Annotated in this window: 21 protein-coding genes; 12 read left to right on the top strand and 9 right to left on the bottom strand. The window is 74.3% G+C overall.

Annotated features, from left to right (window positions below):
* Positions 1 to 60 precede the first annotated feature (60 nt).
* From SJY06_RS13005 to dapF, 3 genes are read left to right on the top strand one after another with little or no spacing between them, the layout of a single operon-like run.
* Positions 61 to 765: a hypothetical protein gene (locus SJY06_RS13005; RefSeq protein ID WP_380167959.1), complete on the top strand. Its 705-nt coding sequence runs from the start codon at positions 61 to 63 to the stop codon at positions 763 to 765.
* The gene (gene miaA / locus SJY06_RS13010) at positions 762 to 1,691 is read left to right on the top strand and encodes a tRNA (adenosine(37)-N6)-dimethylallyltransferase MiaA (protein WP_380167960.1); all 930 of its coding nucleotides are present in this window, start codon (positions 762 to 764) and stop codon (positions 1,689 to 1,691) included. Before SJY06_RS13005 ends, miaA begins: the two co-directional genes overlap by 4 nt.
* Positions 1,688 to 2,611, top strand: a complete 924-nt coding sequence (dapF, locus tag SJY06_RS13015; protein WP_380167961.1) for a diaminopimelate epimerase — start codon at positions 1,688 to 1,690, stop codon at positions 2,609 to 2,611. The genes miaA and dapF overlap by 4 nt, the downstream gene beginning before the upstream one ends.
* On the opposite strand, the gene SJY06_RS13020 is transcribed toward dapF, so the two are convergent.
* Positions 2,601 to 3,221 (bottom strand): class I SAM-dependent methyltransferase, encoded by a 621-nt coding sequence (locus tag SJY06_RS13020; RefSeq protein WP_380167962.1) that lies wholly within the window; start codon positions 3,219 to 3,221, stop codon positions 2,601 to 2,603. The genes dapF and SJY06_RS13020 overlap by 11 nt on opposite strands.
* Complete coding sequence (locus SJY06_RS13025) at positions 3,218 to 4,345, bottom strand: calcium/sodium antiporter (protein ID WP_380167963.1); 1,128 nt, start codon at positions 4,343 to 4,345, stop codon at positions 3,218 to 3,220. The genes SJY06_RS13020 and SJY06_RS13025 overlap by 4 nt, the downstream gene beginning before the upstream one ends.
* A gap of 114 nt (positions 4,346 to 4,459) precedes the next feature.
* On the opposite strand from SJY06_RS13025, the gene hflX reads away from it, so the two are divergent.
* Both hflX and SJY06_RS13035 read left to right on the top strand, forming a co-directional pair.
* Positions 4,460 to 5,932, top strand: coding sequence for a GTPase HflX (gene hflX / locus SJY06_RS13030; RefSeq protein WP_380167964.1), 1,473 nt, complete (start codon positions 4,460 to 4,462; stop codon positions 5,930 to 5,932).
* 64 nt (positions 5,933 to 5,996) lie between these two features.
* Complete coding sequence (locus SJY06_RS13035; protein ID WP_380167965.1) at positions 5,997 to 8,087, top strand: ATP-dependent DNA helicase; 2,091 nt, start codon at positions 5,997 to 5,999, stop codon at positions 8,085 to 8,087.
* A 12-nt stretch (positions 8,088 to 8,099) separates the two neighbouring features.
* On the opposite strand, the gene SJY06_RS13040 is transcribed toward SJY06_RS13035, so the two are convergent.
* The 3 genes from SJY06_RS13040 to SJY06_RS13050 form a co-directional block, all read right to left on the bottom strand.
* Complete coding sequence (locus tag SJY06_RS13040; protein WP_380167966.1) at positions 8,100 to 8,492, bottom strand: hypothetical protein; 393 nt, start codon at positions 8,490 to 8,492, stop codon at positions 8,100 to 8,102.
* A gap of 54 nt (positions 8,493 to 8,546) precedes the next feature.
* Positions 8,547 to 9,404 carry an FHA domain-containing protein gene (locus tag SJY06_RS13045; protein WP_380167967.1) on the bottom strand — a complete coding sequence of 286 codons (858 nt, stop codon included), beginning with the start codon at positions 9,402 to 9,404 and terminating at the stop codon, positions 8,547 to 8,549.
* Positions 9,405 to 9,516: 112 nt separating this feature from the next.
* Positions 9,517 to 10,425 (bottom strand): LysR family transcriptional regulator, encoded by a 909-nt coding sequence (locus SJY06_RS13050; protein ID WP_380167968.1) that lies wholly within the window; start codon positions 10,423 to 10,425, stop codon positions 9,517 to 9,519.
* A gap of 94 nt (positions 10,426 to 10,519) precedes the next feature.
* On the opposite strand from SJY06_RS13050, the gene SJY06_RS13055 reads away from it, so the two are divergent.
* Both SJY06_RS13055 and rlmC read left to right on the top strand, forming a co-directional pair.
* Complete coding sequence (locus SJY06_RS13055; RefSeq protein ID WP_380167969.1) at positions 10,520 to 11,581, top strand: aminotransferase class V-fold PLP-dependent enzyme; 1,062 nt, start codon at positions 10,520 to 10,522, stop codon at positions 11,579 to 11,581.
* A gap of 38 nt (positions 11,582 to 11,619) precedes the next feature.
* A complete protein-coding gene (rlmC, locus tag SJY06_RS13060; protein WP_380167970.1) occupies positions 11,620 to 12,741 on the top strand; it encodes a 23S rRNA (uracil(747)-C(5))-methyltransferase RlmC in 1,122 nt (373 codons plus the stop codon).
* A 30-nt stretch (positions 12,742 to 12,771) separates the two neighbouring features.
* On the opposite strand, the gene lexA is transcribed toward rlmC, so the two are convergent.
* Complete coding sequence (gene lexA / locus SJY06_RS13065) at positions 12,772 to 13,503, bottom strand: transcriptional repressor LexA (RefSeq protein WP_380167971.1); 732 nt, start codon at positions 13,501 to 13,503, stop codon at positions 12,772 to 12,774.
* A gap of 271 nt (positions 13,504 to 13,774) precedes the next feature.
* Between lexA and SJY06_RS13070 the strand changes: the two genes are divergently transcribed.
* The 5 genes from SJY06_RS13070 to SJY06_RS13090 all read left to right on the top strand — a co-directional run bounded on the left by SJY06_RS13070 (position 13,775) and on the right by SJY06_RS13090 (position 19,735).
* On the top strand, positions 13,775 to 14,269 hold the full coding sequence (locus SJY06_RS13070) for a LysM peptidoglycan-binding domain-containing protein (RefSeq protein WP_380167972.1): 495 nt from the start codon (positions 13,775 to 13,777) through the stop codon (positions 14,267 to 14,269).
* A gap of 289 nt (positions 14,270 to 14,558) precedes the next feature.
* Positions 14,559 to 15,020 (top strand): transcriptional regulator NrdR, encoded by a 462-nt coding sequence (gene nrdR / locus SJY06_RS13075; RefSeq protein WP_380167973.1) that lies wholly within the window; start codon positions 14,559 to 14,561, stop codon positions 15,018 to 15,020.
* Between the two features lie 125 nt (positions 15,021 to 15,145).
* Positions 15,146 to 18,013: a vitamin B12-dependent ribonucleotide reductase gene (locus SJY06_RS13080; protein ID WP_380167974.1), complete on the top strand. Its 2,868-nt coding sequence runs from the start codon at positions 15,146 to 15,148 to the stop codon at positions 18,011 to 18,013.
* 175 nt (positions 18,014 to 18,188) lie between these two features.
* Positions 18,189 to 18,581 (top strand): VOC family protein, encoded by a 393-nt coding sequence (locus tag SJY06_RS13085; protein ID WP_380167975.1) that lies wholly within the window; start codon positions 18,189 to 18,191, stop codon positions 18,579 to 18,581.
* Between the two features lie 110 nt (positions 18,582 to 18,691).
* The gene (locus tag SJY06_RS13090; protein ID WP_380167976.1) at positions 18,692 to 19,735 is read left to right on the top strand and encodes an NAD(P)-dependent alcohol dehydrogenase; all 1,044 of its coding nucleotides are present in this window, start codon (positions 18,692 to 18,694) and stop codon (positions 19,733 to 19,735) included.
* Between the two features lie 101 nt (positions 19,736 to 19,836).
* Here SJY06_RS13090 and SJY06_RS13095 read toward each other — a convergent pair whose 3' ends face one another.
* Genes SJY06_RS13095 through SJY06_RS13105 form a run of 3 tightly spaced genes read right to left on the bottom strand, consistent with a single transcriptional unit; the run spans position 19,837 to position 21,280 of the window.
* The gene (locus tag SJY06_RS13095; RefSeq protein ID WP_380167977.1) at positions 19,837 to 20,409 is read right to left on the bottom strand and encodes a TIGR03086 family metal-binding protein; all 573 of its coding nucleotides are present in this window, start codon (positions 20,407 to 20,409) and stop codon (positions 19,837 to 19,839) included.
* Positions 20,409 to 20,912 (bottom strand): SRPBCC family protein, encoded by a 504-nt coding sequence (locus SJY06_RS13100; protein WP_380167978.1) that lies wholly within the window; start codon positions 20,910 to 20,912, stop codon positions 20,409 to 20,411. Before SJY06_RS13100 ends, SJY06_RS13095 begins: the two co-directional genes overlap by 1 nt.
* Positions 20,909 to 21,280 carry an ArsR/SmtB family transcription factor gene (locus SJY06_RS13105; RefSeq protein WP_380167979.1) on the bottom strand — a complete coding sequence of 124 codons (372 nt, stop codon included), beginning with the start codon at positions 21,278 to 21,280 and terminating at the stop codon, positions 20,909 to 20,911. Before SJY06_RS13105 ends, SJY06_RS13100 begins: the two co-directional genes overlap by 4 nt.
* Positions 21,281 to 21,361 lie beyond the last annotated feature (81 nt).

The raw sequence follows: 21,361 nt of genomic DNA on the forward strand, positions 1-21,361 counted from the left end.
GAGAACCGGGCATGTCGGGCAGGTGGCCGGTCGGTGACGGACCGCTCCTACAGTGGCCCGGTGCCGCTGCTGGTCGTCTGCCTGGTCCCCGCCGCCCCCGCGCTGCTGCCGTGGCTGACGGGCACCCACGTGCCCGAGGTCGAGCCGGTCCGCGAGGCGGTGCGGCGGGTGCTGGCCGACCTGGCCGGGCTGGACCGTGTGGTCGTCGTCAGCGCGGAGGAGCCCGGGACGCTGGCCGGGTTCGGCGCCGTGCCCGCGTCCGCCCCGGGGGCCGCGGCGGGGGAGCGGCCGGGGGGCGGAGCGGTCCAGACGTCCTGGCCGCGCGAGCTGGCCGACGCCCTGCTCGACGGCGCGCTCGACGCCGAGCCGGTGGCGGCCGAGCCGGTGGACGCAGCGAACGGCACCGCCCGCCCGGTCCGGCAGCACCACCGCTGGTCCGCGGTGCCCGACGGGCTGGTGCCGACCCTCGACGGGGCCGGTGACCGCGTGGGCCTGCTGCTGCTCGCCGACGGCAGCCGGACCCGGGGACCACGCGCCCCGGGCGGGGAGGACCCCCGCGGGGACGCCGTCGACGCCGAGCTGGTGGCGGCGCTGCGGCAGGGCCGGCCGGCGGACGTGCCCGACGCCGCGGCGGTGGGCGCGACGGCGGGCCCGGCCGTCGCGCTGCTGGCCGAGGCCCCCGGCGGCGGCACCGAGCTGCTGCACGACGACGCCCCGCTGGGGGTCTGCTACCTGGTCGCCCGGCGCCGCCGGGACCGGTCGTGACCGCGGCCGCGCCCGTCGTCGCCGTCGTCGGGGCGACGGCCACCGGCAAGTCCGACCTGGCGGTGGAGCTGGCCCTGGCGCTGGGCGGCGAGGTCGTCAACGCCGACTCCATGCAGCTGTACCGGGGGATGGACGTGGGCACGGCCAAGGTGACCGACGCCGAGCGGCGCGGGGTGCCGCACCACCTGCTCGACGTCTGGCCGGTCGATCGGGCCGCGGCCGTGGCCGAGTACCAGGGCATGGCGCGGGACCGCTTCGACGCCCTCGCCGCGGCCGGCGCCGTGCCGGTCCTGGTCGGCGGCTCGGGGCTGTACGTCCGGGCGGCGCTGGACGACCTGCGCTTCCCCGGCACCGACCCGGAGGTTCGCGCCCGCTGGCAGGGCGAGGCCGACCGCCTCGGACCGGGCCCGCTGCACGAGCGGCTGCGCGAGGTCGACCCCGCCGCCGCGGCGGCCATCCTGCCCAGCAACACCCGCCGCGTGGTCCGGGCGCTGGAGGTGGTCGAGCTGACCGGCCGACCGTTCTCGGCCTCGATGCCGGCCGCCGGGGCCGAGGCGCGGGTCGTCCCGGCCGTCGTGGTGGGCCTGCGCCGCGACCGCAGCGACGTCGACCGACGGATCGAGGCCCGGGTGGACCGGATGTGGCGCGACGGCCTGGTCGAGGAGGTCCGCGGCCTGCTCGACCAGGGCCTGGAGACCGGCCCCACCGCGTCCCGGGCCGTCGGCTACGCCCAGGTGCTGGACCTGCTGCGGGACCGGTTCACCGAGGCCGAGGCACGCGAGCGGACCGTCGCCGCGACCCGCCGCCTGGTCCGCCGGCAGGAGTCCTGGTTCGGCGCGGACCCGACCGTCACGTGGTTCGACGCCGCCGAGGCGGACCTGCCGGTTCGGGTCCTGGGCCACGTCCGCGCCACACTGGGCGGGTGAGCAGCGCAGCAGCAGGCACCGGACCGCTGCGGGCCGACGGCCTGCACGTCCTCAAGGCGCACGGCACGGGCAACGACTTCGTCGTCCTGCTGGACCCCGACGACACCTACCCCCTGGACCCGGCCGTGGTCGTGGCCCTGTGCGACCGCCGCAGCGGGCTGGGCGCGGACGGCGTCATCCGGGTGGTGGCGGCGGACGTCGACGGCACCGACGGCTGGTTCATGGACCACGTGAACGCCGACGGCAGCAGCGCCCTCATGTGCGGCAACGGGGTCCGGGTGCTGGCCCACAGCCTCGTCGACGCCGGTCTGGTGGACCCCAGGGCCACCGAGGTCCCGGTGCTGTCCCGCTCCGGGCCCCGGCCGGTCCGCCTCGTCGCGGCGGGCTACCCCGTCTACAGCGTGGACATGGGCCCCGTGACCGTGTCCGAGGAGGTCGTCGCGGTGACGGTGCTCAGCGAGGACGGCCGCAGCCGCCGGCTGCCGGGCGTCCCGGTCTCGGTGGGCAACCCGCACGTGGTGGTGGACGTGGGCCCCGGTGACGCCCTGACCGGGGTGGACCTGCTCCGGCGGCCGGCGATCGAGCCCGAGCCGGTCGACGGGGCCAACGTCGAGCTGGTCGGCGACGTCGCCCAGGGCGAGACCCTGGCCTCGGGCCGGCTGCGGATGCGGGTGCACGAGCGGGGCGTCGGCGAGACCCGTTCCTGCGGCACCGGGGCCGTGGCGGCCGCCGCGGCGGCCGCGGCCCGCCGGGCGGGCTCGCCGAAGGAGTGGACCGTCGACGTGCCCGGGGGGCGGCTGCGGGTGCGGCTGCGCCGGCGCGAGGGCGAGGGCGTGGTGGGCTCCGAGCTGTCGGGCCCGGCCGAGGTCGTGGCCCGGGCCGTCGTCGACCCGGGCTGGCTGGAGCGCGTCAGGGGCTGAGCGGCCGCTCGAGCACCAGCACCCGGTAGCCCTTGCTGCTGGCGCTGCGGTGCACCGGCAGCTCGGGCAGCGACTCCTCCAGCCACCGGTGCAGGGAGTCCGCCCCCAGGTTGCGCTGGACCACCAGCTCGGCCCGCCCACCGGGCGTGAGCCGGGGCAACCAGCGCAGCAGCAGCGCGTGCAGGGCGTCCTTGCCGATCCGGATCGGCGGGTTGGACCAGATCCGGTCGAAGGCCAGCTCCGGGTCGACGTCGTCGGGGGCCAGCACGCGGACCCCGTCCAGGCCGTTGTCCCGTGCGTTGGCCGCGGTCAGCTCCCGGGCCCGCTCGTTGACGTCGACGGCCCAGACCCGGGCCCTCGGCGCGGCCGCCGCGAGCGCCAGGGTCAGGGGACCCCAGCCGCAGCCCAGGTCCAGCAGGTCGCCCTGCTCGGGCACGGGGGCGGTGTGGCGCAGCAGCACCTGGGTGCCCAGGTCCAGGCGGTCGCCGCTGAAGACGCCGGCCGCGGTGCGCACCTCCATGGTGCGGCCCTGCAGCTCGACGGTCCGTCGTCGCCGGGTGCCGTCGGTCGCGGGCTGCGCGTCGAAGTAGTGCGACCCCTCGCCGCTCATGCGTCCACCGGCCCCGGCGTCGGGTGTCCCCGCCCGTCACGGGCCGCGCGCCGCCGGCGCAGCTCGCCGGTCAGGAGCACCAGCAGGATGATGCCGGTCAGCGGGAGCAGGAACCCTAGCACCACGCCGCTGAAGGTGCCCAGGGCGTCGTGACCGGTCGAGTCCAGCACCAGGTAGGCGACGTAGACCCCGTAGTAGCCCACGAACACGAGGCCCTCCGGGCGTGACACCGCGGCGCCGGTGATCGCCACCGGCAGCAGGGCCACCGCGACCAGGATCATCACCGGCAGGTCGAGGGCGACGGCGCCGGGCTCCAGCCGGATGCCCTCGGGGCTGATCGCGCCGGACAGCCCGAGGACGGCCCCGATGTTGAAGATGTTGCTGCCGACCACGTTGCCGACCGCCAGGTCGCGCTGCCCGCGCACGGCCGCGATCACCGAGGTGGCCAGCTCCGGCAACGACGTGCCCACCGCCACGACCGTCAGGCCGATCACCAGCTCGCTGACCCCGAGCGCCTCGCCGATGGTGGTGGCCGAGCCCACCAGCAGGTCCGCGCCCAGGACCAGCAGCCCCACGCCTGCCACGACCAGGACGACGTCCAGCACGGTGCGCCGACCGTCCCGCACCGGCCGGGCGTCCGGTGCGTCGGCGGCCGCCGCCGCACGGCGCTCCTGCCGACGCGACACCAGGACGGAGCGCGTCACGTAGACCACGAGCAGCACGACGAGCAGGACCCCGTCCAGCCGGCCGATGCTGCCGTCCAGGGCCAGCAGCAGGGTGAGCAGCGACAGGCCGATCATCACCGGCACGTCGGTGCGGACCAGCTGCGTCCGCACCACCATCGGCAGCACGGCCGCGGACAGGCCCAGCACCAGCAGCACGTTGGCGATGTTGCTGCCCACGACGTTGCCGATGGCCAGGCCCGGGTTGCCCGACAGGGTCGCGTCCAGGCTCACCGCCAGCTCGGGGGCCGACGTGGCGAAGGACACCACCGTCAGCCCGACCAGCAGGGGCGACAGCCCGAGCGCCGCGGCCAGGCCGCCGGCGCCGCGGACCAGCAGCTCACCCCCGCCCACGAGGGTGACGAACCCGGCGAGGAGGAGCACGACCGTCAGCACGTCCACGCGAAGAAACTAGCGCCGGGAGCGCGGCCCGCCCGCCGTGGCTGCGGGGGCCTGCTGCGCGCAGGGCGAAATCCGATCGAGCCCGGGGCGCCTGCGTGCGATCCTGGGACGACGATGACAGCAGCAGACAGCAGCCCCCGTACCGGTCACGGATCCGCCGACGCCCCCGCCGCGACGACGCGCGACGCCGCGGAGACCCGGGCCGGTTACGACGGGGAGCAGTACGACCTCGCCGACCGCCAGGCCCTGCGCCGGGTCGCGGGCCTGTCCACCGAGCTGACGGACGTCACCGAGGTCGAGTACCGGCAGCTCCGGCTGGAGCGGGTGGTGCTGGCGGGGCTGTCCACCTCGCGCGACCCGCACGAGGCCGAGGTGTCCCTGGCCGAGCTGGCGGCGCTGGCCGAGACCGCCGGCTCGCAGGTGCTCGACGCGCTGCTGCAGCCGCGCGAGAAGCCGGACCCGGCGACGTTCCTCGGCTCCGGCAAGGCGGCGGAGCTGCGCGACGTGGTGAGCGAGACCGGCGCGGACACCGTCATCTGCGACGGCGAGCTCAGCCCCTCGCAGCGGCGCGGCCTGGAGGACGTCGTCAAGGTCAAGGTCGTCGACCGGACGGCGCTGATCCTCGACATCTTCGCCCAGCACGCCAAGTCCCGGGAGGGCAAGGCCCAGGTCGAGTTGGCGCAGCTGGAGTACCTGCTGCCGCGGCTGCGCGGCTGGGGCGAGTCGATGTCCCGGCAGGCCGGTGGCCGGGTGGCGGGTGGGGCCGGGATCGGCTCCCGCGGACCGGGTGAGACCAAGATCGAGCTCGACCGGCGCCGGATCCGGACCCGGATGGCCAAGCTGCGCCGCCAGATCGCCGACATGCGGACCTCGCGCGACACCAAGCGCTCCGAGCGCCGCCGCGGCCCCGTCCCCTCGATCGCCATCGCCGGCTACACCAACGCGGGCAAGTCCAGCCTGCTCAACCGCATGACCGGGGCGGGCGTGCTGGTCGAGGACGCGCTGTTCGCGACCCTGGACCCCACGGTCCGGAAGGCCGAGCTGCCGGACGGGCGCGCGGTCACCCTGACCGACACCGTCGGCTTCGTGCGCCGGCTGCCGCACCAGCTGGTCGAGGCGTTCCGCTCCACCCTGGAGGAGGTCGCCGACGCCGACCTCGTCGTCCACGTGGTCGACGTGTCCCACCCCGACCCCGAGGGCCAGCTGAGCGCCGTGCGCGAGGTCATGGCCGACGTGGGGGCGCACGCGGTCCCCGAGGTGGTGGCGCTGAACAAGGCCGACGTGGCCGACCCGGAGGTCGTCGACCGGCTGCTGCGGCGCGAGCGCAACGCCGTCGCGGTCTCGGCCCGGACCGGGCAGGGCCTGGCCGACCTGCTGGAACGGGTGGCGCAGGACCTGCCCCACCCGGAGGTCGAGGTCGACCTGGTCGTGCCGTTCGCCCGGGGGGACCTGATCAGCCGGACCCACGACGACGGCGAGGTCCTGGACGTCGAGCACGTCGCCGAGGGCACCCGCATCCACGCCCGGGTCGACCAGGCCCTGGCCGCGGCGCTGAGCGACGCCAGCGCGGGCGGCGCCGGGTCCTGAGCCCGTCCCCAGGCGCCCGCCCGCACGTCCGGGTCGGCCGTCGCGGACCACTACTGTCCTACCGGTGAGCCGGGCAGCCCAGGAGCAGGTCGAGGGCACCGGCACGGGTGACGCGGGTGAGGGCGAGGCGGTCGGCACGGGTGCCACCGGCCCGGGGCCCGAGGCCGTGGCCCTGCTGGGGCAGGTCGTCGCCGCGACCGGCGGGACCCGACGGACCGGCCAGGACGAGATGGCCGCCGCCGTCGCCGACGCCGTCGAGGACGGTCGCCACCTGCTGGTGCAGGCCGGCACCGGCACCGGCAAGTCGTGGGGCTACCTCGTGCCTGCCGTGGCCGCGGCCGTCCGGCGCGACCGGGGGGTCGTGGTCGCGACCAGCACGCTCGCGCTGCAGGGGCAGCTGGTGCGCCACGACCTGCCCCGCCTGGCCGACGCGGTCGAGAAGACGCTCGGCCGTCGCCCCACGTGGCAGCTGGTCAAGGGCCGCAACAACTACGTCTGCGCCCACCGCCTGGCCGGGGGCAGCGCGGCGGAGGAGGACTCGATGTCCTTCTTCGAGGAGGAGGCCACGGGCGGGGCCCGGACGTCGCTGGAGCTGCAGGTGGCCCGGGTGCGGGAGTGGGCCGAGGGGACCACCTCCGGGGACCGGGACGAGCTGGTGCCCGGGGTGTCCGACCGGGCCTGGCGCGCGGTGTCGGTCACCGCCCGCGAGTGCCTGGGCGCGGCGCGCTGCCCCGTGGCGGCCGAGTGCTTCAGCGAGCAGGCCCGCGCCCGCGCCCGCGAGGTCGACGTCGTGGTGACCAACCACGCCATGCTCGCCATCGACGCGACCGACAACCGCAAGACCCTGCCCCAGCACGACGTCGTGGTCGTGGACGAGGCGCACGACCTGCTGGACCGGGTGACGGCCGCGCTGTCGCGCGAGGTGACCGTGGCGTCGGTGCGCGCCCTGGCCACGGCCGCTCGCCGCGCCGGCTGCTCGCAGGCCGACGTCGCCGACCTCGACCGCTGCGCGGACGGTCTCGAGGTCGCGCTGGAGGACCTGCCGCCCGGCCGGCTGACGGACGGCGCCCCGCCGGCACTGCAGGACGCGCTGCTGCTGCTGGCCACCGCGAGCCGGTCGGCCCTGCGGAGCCTGCCCAAGGACCCCGACGCGGCCTCCGCCGCCGGCGTGCAGACCGCCCGGGCCGGGCTGCTGGAGCACGCGGGTGTGGCCGAGCGGCTCGGCGGCGTGCCGGTCCCCGCCGACGGCGAGGCGCTGGAGGGCGGGGTCGAGGCGGTCGACGAGACCGAGGAGGCGCCGATCGGCGAGGACGTGGTGTGGCTGGAGTCCGACGAGCGGCGGGGCCGGGTGCTGCGCGCCGCGCCGTTGAACGTCGCCGGGCTGCTGCGCTCCCGGCTGTTCGACGCCCGCACGGTGGTGGCCACCTCGGCGACCCTGACCGGCCCCGGCGGCTTCGACGCCCTGGCCCGGCGGCTCGGCCTCGGCCGGGGCGGCTGGCGCGGTTTGGACGTCGGCAGCCCGTTCGACTACGGCCGCCAGGCCATCCTGTACGTCGCCGCCCACCTGCCCGCGCCCGGGCGCGACGGGCACGGCGACCCGCTGCACGACGAGCTGGTGGCCCTGGTGGAGGCGGCCGGGGGCCGCACGCTGGGGCTGTTCTCGTCCCGGCGGGCCGCCACCGCGGCGGCGGAGGTGGTGCGGGCCCGCACGGACCTGCCCGTCCTGCTGCAGGGCGAGGACGTCGTGCCCACCCTGGTCCGGCAGTTCGCCGAGGACCCCCGGACCTGCCTGTTCGGCACGCTGGGCCTGTGGCAGGGCGTGGACGTGCCCGGCCCGTCGTGCAGCCTCGTGGTGCTGGACCGGGTGCCGTTCCCCCGCCCGGACGACCCGCTGTCGCAGGCCCGCAGCGAGGCCGTGGACCGGTCCGGCGGCAGCGGGTTCATGACCGTGTCGGTGGCGCACGCCGCGACCCTGCTGGCCCAGGGGGCCGGGCGGCTGGTCCGCAGCGGCGAGGACCGGGGCGTGGTGGCCGTCCTGGACCCGCGGGTGGCCACCAAGCGTTACGGCTCCGCGCTGCTGGCCGCGCTGCCGCCGTTCTGGCGGACCACGGACCGCGAGGTCGTGCTCGGCGCCCTGAGGCGGCTGCGCGGCTGAGCCGGCCGCGGTTCAGGCCAGGGCGCCCAGCAGGCCCAGGACCGGGCCCCCCATCGTGCCGAGCCAGGCCGCCAGCGTCTGGATCGGCCCGACGAGGACCGCTCCGGCGGTGGCGAGGGAGCCCGTGGCCACCAGCACCCGCGTCAGGCGTTCCAGCGTCACCGCGACGGCCGACCGGTCGGGATGCGCCGCGGCCAGGTCGTCGTCCAGGTCGTCCAGCAGCTCGCCCGTCTCGGTCGCCGTCGGCTCGGGGACCGGTTGCGCGGTGATCCCGTCCCGCAGCGAGTGCGCGGCTGCTCGCGCCTGGTCGTCGCTCACGGATCCGTGCTGCCCGCCGGTGATCCGCTGGTCCCGGCCGACGTTGTTGATGACCCCCGCCTGCTGGTTGCCGATGTTGAAGGTCATGTCACGTCTCCCGTTCGTTCGTCCCGGATGGCGGTGTCGGACGGTCGTGCCCCGTCAGTCCGTGGCCCGTCGGGCCCGCGGGGGGCCGTAGGACCCACCCGGCCCGGGCAGCGGTGGCAGGGGCAGCTCGCGGTCGACCCGCCGGGCCCGGGCCGTGGCGGTGACGTGCAGCACGATCCCGACCAGCATCAGCGCGCCCCCGACCCCGGCCATCGAGAACCCCCAGACGAACAGGGGCAGGCCCAGCGGCTCGGGTCCGGTCAGGTCCGGCCCGAAGACGTCGGGCGGCTGCGACGTGGGGCCGTCGGCCAGGACGTCGGAGATCGCGACCAGGAAGCGCAGGACGAAGCCGGCGAAAAGCGCGAACCCGGCCAGCTGCAGCCCGAGCCCGAGCCACACCAGCACCCGAGCCCGGCTCCGGGTCGCGGCCACCTGCTGGAGGAAGCCGTCCCGCTGCTGCATCACGTGCAGCACGTGCTGGTTGTACACCTGCTGGTTGTACTGGTCCCGCTGGACGTTGTGGATGACGCCCGCCTGCTGGGCCTGGACGTCGAAGCGCGTGCCCGTGGTCGGTTCCCCGGCGGTCGGGCTCGTGGGGCCGGGGGCGACGAAACGCAGCGCGGTCCCGGCGAGGCGGAGCACGTCCCCGTCGTGCAGGGGACGGCTCTGCGTGACCGCCGACTCGTTGACGAACGTGCCGTGCGTCGAGCCCATGTCCGTGACCCACACCCCGCCCGTCTCCTGCCGCAGCTCCGCGTGGTGCCGGCTGACGTCGGGATCCGGCAGCCGGACGTCGTTGGAGGGGGCTCGCCCCACCCGCGTGGTGGCCTTGTCGAGCGGGATGCGTCGCCCCGGCCCGCCCGTCGGGTCGGGCAGGACCAGGTAGGCCGCGTCGGTCCCTGCTCTCGACATGTGCGCCTCCTCGGCCGGGTCGCCGTCGAGCAGGAGCCGGTCGTCGAGCCGTTGATACCGTCCGGGCCGGGGGCAGGTCACGGCCGCCCGGCGCCGGCGGCCGGTGGTGCCCTCAGACGGCGGCGGCGGTGACGCGGAGCGCGTCCAGCACCGCGGCGACGCTGGGCACGCGGGCCAGGTCCGGCGTGGTGACGCCCAGCACCTGACGGCGGGCCGGCGGCGACAACGAGACGGTCCTGACCCCCGCCACCGGTGCGTCGGCCTCCGCGAGGGAGGGCAGCAGGGCGACGCCGAGGCCCTCGCGGACCAGGCCGAGGACGGCCACGTGGTCGTCGGTCTCGTAGCGGATCCGGGGTGCGAACCCGGCGGCGGCGGCCAGGTCGACCAGGTGGCCGCGGCAGCGCGGGCACCCGGCGATCCAGTCCTGGTCGGCCAGCCCGGCCAGCGTCACCGGCGCGCCGTCGCCCCAGGGACCGCTGCTCGGCAGGACCAGCCGCACCTCGTCGGCCAGCAGCGGGACCGCGAGCAGCCCGTCCCGGTCCGGCGGCCAGGATTGGCCGGGCACGACGTGGTCGAAGGTGACGACCACGTCCGCGCGGCCCTGGCGCAGCAGCTCCAGCGAGCCGGGCGGTTCCACCTCGGCCAGCGACACCCGCAGGCCCGGGTGGCTGAGGCGCAGCGCGGCCAGGGCCCGCGGCACCAGCCGCGCCGACGCCGAGGGGAAGGCGACCAGGCGGACCGTGCCCGCGGCCAGGCCCGCCACGGCCATGACCTCGCTCTCGGCCGCCTGGAGCAGGTTGTCCACGGCGACCGCGTGCCGCGCCAGCACCCGGCCCGGCTCGGTCAGCCGGCTGGTGCGGCCGTTGCGCTCCACCAGCGCCGTGCCCAGGCGCCGCTCGGCCCGGCGCAGCTGCTGGCTGGCTGCGGGCTGGCTGACGCCGAGGCGGCGGGCCGCGGCGGAGATGGAGCCCTCCTCGTTCACCGCCCGCAGCAGGCGCAGCAGGTCGACGTCCAGGGCCACGCGGTCAGCCTAGGTCCCGTCCATAACCCCAGGCAATGGGACTACGGGCAAGCCGTGCCTTGTCGGATGGGTCGGCGACCGGGACGCTGGTCGCATGACGACCGACGCGTGGGCCCCGGCCCCGGGCTACCTGAACGCCAGCACCCTCGGGCTGCCGCCCCGGCGTGCCGCCGAGGCCCTGCACGCCGCCGTCGACGACTGGCAGGGCGGGCGGGCCTGCGCCGTCGGCTACGGGGCCGAGGTCGAGGCCGCCCGCGAGCTGTACGCCGGCCTGGCCCACGTGCCGACCGGGTGGGTGTCCGTGGGCTCGCAGGCCTCGGTCATGGTCGCCGAGGTGGCGGCGGCCCTGCCCGACGGGGCGCTGGTCCTCGGCGTGCAGGGGGAGTTCACGTCGGTGACCGGGCCCTTCGAGGCGCAGGCGCACCGGGGCGTCCGCATCGACGTCGTGCCGCTGGACGACCTGGCCGCCGCCGTGCGGGCCCGCCGCCCGGCCGTCGTCGCCTTCTCGCTCGCCCAGTCGGCCGACGGTCGGCTGGCCGACGCCGACGCGGTGGCCGAGGCCGCCCGCCGCGTGGGCGCCCTGACCGTGTGCGACACCACCCAGGCGCTGGGCTGGCTGGACGTGGACGCGACGCGCTGGGACGTCACCGTCTGCTCGGCCTACAAGTGGCTGTGCGCCCCGCGCGGCAGCGCGTTCCTCACCGTGCGGCCGGAGGCGGTGGACCGCTTGGCTGGTCACAACCGCGGCTGGTACGCCGGGGCCGACGTCTGGGCCTCGGTGTACGGCCTCGGCTTCCCGGCGGCATCGGACGCCCGTCGCTTCGACGTCAGCCCGGCCTGGCTGGCCTGGGTCGGTGCCCGTCGGTCGCTGGAGGTGCTGACCGGGCTGGGCGCGGAGCACCGTCGCCGTCACGGCAGCGACCTCGCCGACGGGCTGCGGGAACGGCTCGGGCTGCCGCCGCAGGACCGTCCGGTGCTGACGCTGCCCGACCCGGACGGTGCGGTGCTCGCCGCGCTGCAGGGGGCCGGCTGCAGCGCGGTGGCGCGGGCGGGCCGGGTGCGCCTGGCCTTCCACCTGTGGAACGACGCGGCCGACGTCGACCGGGTCGTCGACGCCCTGGCCGCGCACCGCGGCCGTCCCCTCGCCCGGGCCTGAGCCCGGGCCCGACCCGGGACGCCTACCCTGGGGCGGTCATGCGCTGCTCCTACTTCGACGCCGGCGCCTGCCGGTCCTGCCGGCTCATGGGCGTGCCCCACGCCCAGCAGGTGGCCGACAAGGAGCACCGCTGCCGGGAGCTGCTCTCGGGGCACCCCGACCTGCGGTGGGCGCCGGCCGTGGTCGGCGAGGAGGCCGGCTACCGCAACAAGGCCAAGATGGTCGTCGGTGGCACGGTCGACCGGCCCACGCTGGGGATCCTGGACGCGGACGGCGCCGGGGTCGACCTGCGGGGCTGCGGCATCTGCAGCCCGGGTCTGCGCCAGGTGCTGCCCGCCCTGGCGGACTTCGTCACCCGGGCGCGGCTGACGCCCTACGACGTCCCGGCCCGGGCGGGCGAGCTCAAGCACCTGCTGGTCACGGAGTCGGCCCGGGGCGAGCTCATGGTCCGCTTCGTCCTGCGCTCCCAGGAGCCTCTCGCCCGGATCCGCAAGCACCTGCCCGACCTGCAGGCGGCGCTGCCCCGGCTGGTGGTGGCCTCGGTCAACCTGCAGCCGGCCCACGCGGCCGTCCTGGAGGGCGAGCGGGAGATCCTGCTCACGGCGGCCGGGTCCCTGCGGATGCCGGTCGGAGGGCTGGTGCTGCACCTGCCGCCGCAGAGCTTCTTCCAGACCAACACCGAGGTGGCCGGCCGGTTGTACCGGCAGGTGGGCGACTGGGTGGCGGAGCTGGACCCGGGCACGCTGTGGGACCTGTACTGCGGGGTCGGGGGCTTCGCGCTCACCTGCGCCGCCCCCGGGCGCGACGTCGTCGGGGTGGAGACGAGCGCCGAGGCGGTCGCCGGTGCCCGCCGCAGCGCCCAGGAGGCGGGGCTGGCGGAGGTGCGCTTCGAGGCGGCCGACGCGACGGCGTGGGCGACCGCGGCCGGGCAGGTCCCCGACGTCGTCGTCGTCAACCCGCCGCGGCGGGGGATCGGGGCCGAGCTGGCCGGTTGGCTCGAGGCCAGCGGGGTCCGGAACGTCGTCTACTCCAGCTGCAACGCCGAATCCATGGCCCGGGACCTGCGGGCCATGCCGTCCCTGCGACCGCGGCGCGCCCGCGTGCTGGACATGTTCCCCCAGACCCCGCACTACGAGGTGGTCGCCCTGCTCGAGCGCTGAGGCCGGGCCGTCGGGGACGGCCCGGCCTGCTCAGACGCGGCGCAGGACCGCGGTGACCTTGCCCAGCAGGGTGGCGTCGTCGCCCGGGATCGGCGTGTACGCCGGGTTGTGCGGCATCAGCCACACGTGGCCGTCGCGACGCCGGTACGTCTTGACCGTGGCCTCGCCGTCGATCATTGCGGCCACGATCTCGCCGTTCTCGGCCACCGGCTGCTGCCGCACGACCACCCAGTCGCCGTCGCAGATCGCCGCGTCGATCATGGAGTCGCCGACCACCTGCAGCAGGAACAGGGTGCCGTCGCCGACCACCTGGCGGGGGAGCGGGAACACGTCCTCGACGACCTGCTCGGCCAGCAGCGGGCCGCCGGCGGCGATCCGTCCCACCAGCGGCACCATGCTGGCGTCCGGGACCGTCATGGCCTCGCTGTCGTGCTCGCCCGAGCGGAACCGCAACGTGCCGGTGGCCGCGGCGGCCGCCGTCCCGGCGTCAGCGTCGACCACCCGGGACGGGGTGCGGGCCCGGCGGCCGTCGTCGGGGTGCACGACCTCGATCGCCCGGGGCCGGTTGGGGTCACGGCGCAGGTACCCCTTCTTCTCCAGCGTGGCGAGCTGGTGGGCGACGCTGCTGGGGGAGGTCAGCCCGACCGCCTCGCCGATCTCGCGCATGGACGGCGGGTAGCCACGGGTCTCGACCGCGTCCCGGATGGTGTCCAGGACGTGCCGCTGGCGGGGGGTGAGGCCGTCCAGGTCGGTGGTGGTCATGGCGGGCTCCTTCGCGTGGGCCGAGGTGGGCGACCTCGGTGCTCCGGGGGTTGTGTCCGGCCCCCCGTGTTGTCTCTCGATCATGAAGTTAGGCCGTCGAACACCTGTCCACAAGCACATCGGTCGGTGTGTCCCAGTCATGTCGAGCCCTGGACCTGCACCGATGTGGTCCCGTTCGAACAGGTGCTCGACAAAGTCTCGACCTGAGGTTAACGTACAGGTGTTCGACCGGGCCGCCCTGGCCTCGAACACGCGTCTGGAGGAGATCGACATGAGCACCGCCGCACTCGCCACCGCACCCGTCGTCACCCGCACGACCAACCGGTCCATCGCACGTTCCGGCGTGCGCACCCCGGACGTGGTCGTCCCGGCCGCACGGGAGGACCGCACGGCCCCCGGTGGGAGCCGTGGCGGCCTCGTGCTGACCCGGCGCGGTCGCCGACTGCTCCGTGCGGCGGTGCTGACGGCGGCGGCCTCGGTGCTCGCGGCCGGGCTCGTGCTGCTGTGGCTCGCCGTCGCGGCCGTCGTCGCGCCGGGTGCGGTCGCCGGTGACGGCGGCGAGGGGGTGCGCTCCGGTGCGGAGGTGAGCGAGGCCGTCGTCACGACCTCGGTCGTCGTGGGGCCCGGCGACACGCTGTGGCAGATCGCCCGCACCCACGCGCCCGAGCGCGACCCGCGGTCGGTCGTCGACCAGGTGGTCGCCCTCAACTCGCTGGACAGCACAGGCGTGCAGGCGGGGGCCACGCTGCTGGTACCCACCAGCTGAGCACCGCTGCCGGACCCCGTCGCGATCGATGCGGCGGGGTCTTGTCGTCTGCGTTCGCCGGTGGGTCGACCGGCGCCACGCGGGGGCGGGGTGGGGCTTGCGTTCCTGTGGTCCCCTGTTACGGTTGGCACAACATCTAGTAGTTACACAGATGTCGTTCGTCCACATCTGGTCCACAGCCCGTCCACACCGACACGCCGGTGCGTCAACAGGTTGCCCACAGGTGGATCCACAGGCCAGGCGGCACGGTCGCCCCGGTCGCCCCTCAGCAGGAGAGTAGAGGTCAGCCATGCGGTGTCCGTTCTGTCGGCACGGTGACTCCCGGGTCGTGGACTCGCGGGTGACCGAGGACGGTGCGGCCATCCGCCGTCGGCGGCAGTGCCAGGACTGCGACCGCCGCTTCACCACGCTGGAGTCCGCGAGCCTGACGGTGGTCAAGCGCTCCGGCGCGACCGAGCCCTTCTCGCGGGCCAAGGTCGTCTCGGGGGTCCGCAAGGCCTGCCAGGGCCGGCCGGTCTCCGAGGACGACCTCGCGCTGCTGGCCCAGCGCGTGGAGGAGCAGGTCCGCCAGACCGGCGCGGCCGAGATCGAGGCCCACGAGATCGGCCTGAGCATCCTGCCGCCGCTGCGCGAGCTGGACGAGGTGGCCTACCTCCGCTTCGCCAGCGTCTACCGCGCCTTCGACTCCCTCGAGGACTTCGAGGCGGCCATCACGCTGCTGCGCGTCGAGCGCGAGCAGCAGACCACCTGACTGTCAGCCGTCGCCGGGAGGATCCTCCTGGCCGGCCCGGACCCCCGCACGCAGCACCCGACCCATCACCTCAGCACCGCAGCACGAGCCAGCACAGCCGACCGACGAATGATCAGGGGAAGCACATGACCGAGACCACCAGCAAGCGCACCGGCAAGGCGTCGGGGGGCATGCACGTCGAGCGGGTCTGGACCACGCCGGGGGTGCACCCCTACGACCAGGTCACCTGGGAGTCGCGCGACGTCGTCCAGACCAACTGGAAGTCCGGCGAGACGATCTTCGAGCAGCGGGGCGTCGAGTTCCCCGACTTCTGGTCGGTGAACGCCTCCTCCATCGTCACCACCAAGTACTTCCGCGGGGCGGTCGGCGCCGACAACCGCGAGCGGAGCCTGCGCCAGCTGATCGACCGGGTCGTGCTGACCTACACCAAGGCGGGCAAGGAGCACGGCTACTTCGCCACGCCGGACGACGCCGAGGTCTTCGAGCACGAGCTGACCTGGATGCTCCTGCACCAGGTGTTCAGCTTCAACTCACCCGTCTGGTTCAACGTCGGCACGCCGGCCCCGCAGCAGGTCAGCGCCTGCTTCATCCTCGCCGTCGACGACACGATGGACTCGATCCTCAACTGGTACCGCGAGGAGGGGCGCATCTTCAAGGGCGGCTCCGGCGCGGGCCTCAACCTGTCGCGCATCCGCTCCAGCAAGGAGCTGCTGTCCTCCGGCGGCACCGCCTCGGGCCCGGTCTCGTTCATGCGGGGTGCGGACGCCAGCGCCGGCACCATCAAGTCCGGTGGTGCGACCCGTCGCGCCGCCAAGATGGTCGTGCTCGACATCGACCACCCGGACATCGAGGAGTTCGTCGAGACCAAGATGCGCGAGGAGGACAAGATCCGCGCGCTGCGCGACGCCGGGTACGACATGGACCTCGGCGGCAAGGACATCACCAGCGTCCAGTACCAGAACGCCAACAACTCCGTCCGCGTGTCCGACGAGTTCATGCGGGCCGTGGAGTCGGGCACCGACTTCGGGCTGCGTTCGCGCAGCACCGGCGAGGTCATCGAGTCCGTCGACGCCAAGGAGCTGTGGGGCAAGGTGGCCGAGGCCGCCTGGGCCTGCGCCGACCCCGGCATCCAGTACGACGACACCATCAACGACTGGCACACCACGCCGGAGTCGGGTCGCATCAACGCGTCCAACCCCTGCAGCGAGTACATGCACCTCGACAACTCCAGCTGCAACCTGGCCAGCCTCAACCTGCTCAAGTTCCTCAAGGACGACGGCAGCTTCGACGCCGTGCAGTTCGCCAAGAGCGTCGAGCTGGTCATCACGGCGATGGACATCTCGATCTGCTTCGCCGACTTCCCGACCGAGCCCATCGGCGAGACCACCCGCGCGTTCCGCCAGCTCGGCATCGGCTACGCCAACCTGGGCGCCCTGCTGATGGCCTCGGGCCTGGCCTACGACTCCGACGGCGGCCGGGCGCTGGCCGCGTCCATCACCAGCCTGATGACGGGCGTGTCCTACAAGCGCAGCGCCGAGCTGGCCGCGGTCGTCGGCCCCTACGACGGCTACGCCCGCAACGCCGACGCCCACAAGCGCGTCATGCGCAAGCACGCCGCGGCCAACGACTCCATCCGCACCATGCACGCCCTGGACAAGGACGTGCACGCGCTGGCGGTCAAGGTCTGGGACGAGGGCAACAAGCTGGGCGAGGTCAACGGCTGGCGCAACAGCCAGGCCAGCGTGCTGGCCCCCACCGGCACCATCGGCTTCATGATGGACTGCGACACCACCGGCATCGAGCCGGACTTCTCGCTGGTCAAGTTCAAGAAGATGGTCGGCGGCGGGTCCATGCAGATCGTCAACCAGACGATCCCGCGCGCGCTGCGCAAGTTCGGCTACACCGAGGAGACCATCGAGGCGATCGTCGCCTACATCGGCGAGAAGGGGCACGTCACCGACGCCCCCGGTCTCAAGCCGGAGCACTACGAGGTCTTCGACTGCGCCATCGGCGCCCGCTCCATCAAGCCGATGGGCCACGTCCGGATGATGGCCGCGGTCCAGCCGTTCCTGTCCGGCGCCATCTCCAAGACGGTCAACATGCCCGAGGAGGCCACCGTCGAGGAGGTCGCCGAGGTCTACTTCGAGGGCTGGAAGTCCGGCCTCAAGGCGCTGGCCGTCTACCGCGACAACTGCAAGGTCGGCCAGCCGCTGTCCAGCGGGTCCAAGGCCACGACCAGCGGGGGCGCGTCGGCCGCCGACAAGGCCGCGGCCGCCGAGGTCAAGGTCGAGTACCGCCCGGTCCGGCGTCGTCTGCCCAAGAAGCGTCCCGCCAGCACCACGTCGTTCACCGTGGGCGGAGCGCAGGGCTACATGATCAGCTCGTCCTACCCGGACGAGGGCCTGGGTGAGCTCTTCCTCAAGATGAGCAAGCAGGGCTCGACGCTCGCCGGGATGATGGACGCCTTCTCGGTCGCGGTGTCCATCGGCCTGCAGTACGGCGTGCCGCTGGAGACCTACGTCGAGAAGTTCACCAACATGCGCTTCGAGCCCGCCGGCCTGACCGACGACCCGGACGTGCGGATGAGCGCCTCGATCATGGACTACGTGTTCCGGCGCCTCGCGCTGGACTACCTGCCCTTCGAGACCCGCTCCGCGCTGGGGATCTTCACCGCCGACGAGCGGCAGCGCCAGCTCGAGACGGGCTCCTACGAGGAGGTCGCCACCGACGAGGACGGGGACCTCGGCGACAGCCACTACGACGCCGACACCCTGGCCCAGTCCGCCCCGGCGCAGCCGGCTCCGGTCCAGGCGGCCACCCCGGCCAGCACCAAGGCCGTCCCGGCCCAGGTGCACTCCTCGGCCGAGCTGATGGAGGCCATCCAGGGCCGCACCCAGGACAGCCCGATGTGCATGACCTGCGGGGTCAAGATGCGCCCCGCCGGGTCCTGCTACGTCTGCGAGGGCTGCGGCTCCACCAGCGGCTGCAGCTGATGCTCTTCTGACCGAGCCCGTCCGACCGGTGCCCCGGCTCCTCCTGAGGAGCCGGGGCACCGGCCGTCCCGGGGGGCATCACGGGGGGCGGCGACCGATGACTTGCCTGGGGCCCGGACGTCCTAGGCAGCAGAGGCGCCCGTACCGGACGGCGCCACCGCCCCGAGGAGCCAGCATGCCCCGCTTGATCTTCGTCAACCTGCCCGTCGCCGACCTGCAGGCCTCCGTCGCCTTCTACACCGCGCTCGGGTTCACGACCAACCCCGACTTCAGCGACGACACCGCGGCGTGCGTCGTGGTGGACGAGAACATCTTCGTCATGCTGCTGACCGAGCCCAAGTTCAAGGGGTTCATCACCGGCGACATCGCCCAGAGGGACACCACCGAGGTCCTGACCTGCATCTCCGCGAGCAGCCGGGCTGAGGTCGACCGGATGCTGGCCGCCGCGCTGGCCGCAGGGGGCTCGCCCTGGTTGCCATCGGTCGACGCCGACGGCATGTACTACTCGACGTTCGCGGACCCCGACGGCCACGTCTGGGAGGTCATGGCCATGGAGGGCATGGGCTGAGGTGCCGGCCGTGGAACATCTCGTCATGCGCATGGGTTGGCACCAGACGTGCCTGCGGGCGGACCTGGTCACCCGGGTCCGTACCGCGCCCCCCAGCCACGAGGAGCCCCATGACCACCACCGTGAACGCCTACACCGCCACGTCCGCCACCGACCCGCTGGTGCCCACCACCATCGAGCGTCGTGAGGTCGGCCCGCAGGACGTGCGCATCGACATCAAGTTCGCCGGCATCTGCCACTCCGACATCCACACCGCGCGCAGCGAGTGGGGCGAGACCACCTACCCGGTGGTCGTCGGTCACGAGATCGCCGGGATCGTGGCCGAGGTCGGCTCCGAGGTCACCAAGCACGCCGTGGGCGACCGCGTGGGCGTCGGCTGCATGGTCGACTCCTGCGGTGAGTGCGTGAACTGCGCCAAGGGCGAGGAGCAGTACTGCGTCAAGGGCAACGTCGGCACCTACGGCGGGGTCGACGCGGACGGCCCGACCCAGGGCGGCTACGCGACCGGCATCGTCGTCACCGAGGACTTCGTCCTGCGCATCCCGGACGGCATCGAGCTCGACGTCGCCGCGCCCCTGCTGTGCGCGGGCATCACGACGTACTCCCCGCTGCACCACTGGGGCGTCGGCAAGGGCACCAAGGTCGCCGTCGTCGGCCTCGGCGGGCTCGGCCACGTGGCCGTCAAGATCGCCCACGCCATGGGCGCCGAGGTCACCGTCCTGTCGCAGTCGCTGAAGAAGCAGGAGGACGGCCTGCGCCTGGGGGCCCAGCACTACTACGCCACCAGCGACCCGGCCACGTTCGAGCAGCTGGCCGGGTCCTTCGACCTGGTCCTCAACACCGTCAGCGCGAAGATCGACGTCGACGCCTACCTGTCGCTGCTCGCCGTGGGTGGCTCGATGGTCAACGTCGGGGCGCCGGCCGAGCCGCTGTCGCTCAACGTGTTCTCGCTCATCGGCGGCCGTCGTTCGTTCGCCGGCTCGATGATCGGTGGCATCCGCGAGACCCAGGAGATGCTGGACTTCTGCGCCGAGCACGGCCTGGGCGCCGAGGTCGAGGTCATCCCCGCCGAGAAGATCAACGAGGCCTACGAGCGGGTCCTGGCCTCCGACGTCCGCTACCGGTTCGTCATCGACACGGCCACGCTGGCCTGAGCCCGGGCCGGGGCCCCCTGCGGGCCCCGGTGACCCTGCCACGTGAGACGCCCCGGCCCCCTGGTGGGACCGGGGCGTCGTCGTCCCCGCCGGCGCCGGCCTCAGGTGGGCGGGGCGGACCAGGCCGGGTCGCGGCCGACGAACGCGACCAGCCGCGTCTGCGGGTCGGCGTCCTCGGGCACGGCCACGCGGGGGCCGTACTGGCCCGACGACCGCATCATCTGCTCCGCTGGCTCCATCCCGGCCAGCAGCTCGAGGCAGTGCTCCGGGTCCAGCCCCGGTTCCTGCCCGGTGGCCCGGGCCAGGTCCCAGCTGTGCAGGAACACGTCGGTCGTCCACAGCCGGTCCACGACCTGGGTGAGGGACATGGGCGGGAAGTGCGGGTCCTGCACGAGCCGGTCACGTGAGGCCGGGTCGGCCAGCAGGTCCCGGACCGCGACCGCGTGCGCCTCCCACCGCGCCACCGGTCCGGCGTCCACCGGTGCCGCCCCGAGCTGGACCCCGTGGGCACCCAGCAGTCCCGGGAGCCAGGTGACGAGGTGCTCGACGACGTCCCGGGCGACCCAGCCGTCGACCGGGGCCGGGGCGGACCAGTCGGTCGTGCCCCGGACCAGCCCGCAGAAGCGGGCCGCGACGACGTCGAACCGGGCGACCTCGTCGGTCGGCAGACCCATCAGCCCACGCGGCCGGCGTCCAGCAGGGCGTCGAGCTCGGCGTAGCCGTCGTTCACGCCCACCTCCATGCCGCTGGCCAGCCAGCCGTCGCGACCCTCGAAGCTGTCGCACAGCGACGTCGCGTGCAGCCGGGTGCGGCCGTCACCCAGGTCCTCGAACGTCATGGTCTCCAGGGACACCGCCTCCGGCATGCCCTCCCACGTGAACGTCTGCACCAGCCGGTCGCTGACCTCGTGGAAGCAGCCCCGGAACGAGTACTCCTCCTCGCCGTCGGCGCCGTCGCGGATGTTGGTGAAGCGCCAGCTGCCGCCCGAGCGGGCGTCCCAGTGGTCGATCCGGGTCCGGACGTCCCGCGGCCCGACCCAGGCGGCGTAGAGCTCCGGGTCGGTGTGCGCGCGCAGGAGCTGGGCGGGTGTGGCGGCGAAGTCGCGGGTGATGCGGATGGCGGGGACGGTCGGGTCGGCCTCGATCGTCGCCTCGGTGCGGGTGGTGGTGCCGGTCATGATGCTTCTCCTCGGGCTGAAGGGCGTTCGGGGTCGAGCAGGTCGCCGTGCTCGTCGAGCCGGGCCAGCACGTCGTCCAAGCGGCGGAAGCGCTGCTCGGCCTGGCGCCGGTAGCGCTCGATCCACCCCGTCATCAGGTCGAGCACCTCCGCCTCGAGGTGCACGGGTCGGGTCTGCTGCTCCCGGCTGCGGGACACCAGGCCGGCCCGCTGGAGCACCTGCACGTGCTTGGAGACCGCCTGGAGGCTGACGTCGTAGGGGGCGGCCAGCTCGCTGACCGTGGCGTCGGACGTGGTGAGCCGCGCGACGATGTCGCGTCGGGTGGGGTCCGCCAAAGCGGCGAAGACCCGTGAGAGGTCGTCGGTCACATCGGTTCCTCAACTGATCGGTTGAGTAATCGTGCGCCCGGTCGCCCAGTGTTGTCAACCCACAGGTTGAGTACAGCCGAG

Source organism: Jannaschia sp. R86511 (assembly GCF_042466345.1).
Lineage (GTDB): Bacteria > Actinomycetota > Actinomycetes > Actinomycetales > JBBAYJ01 > Aquipuribacter.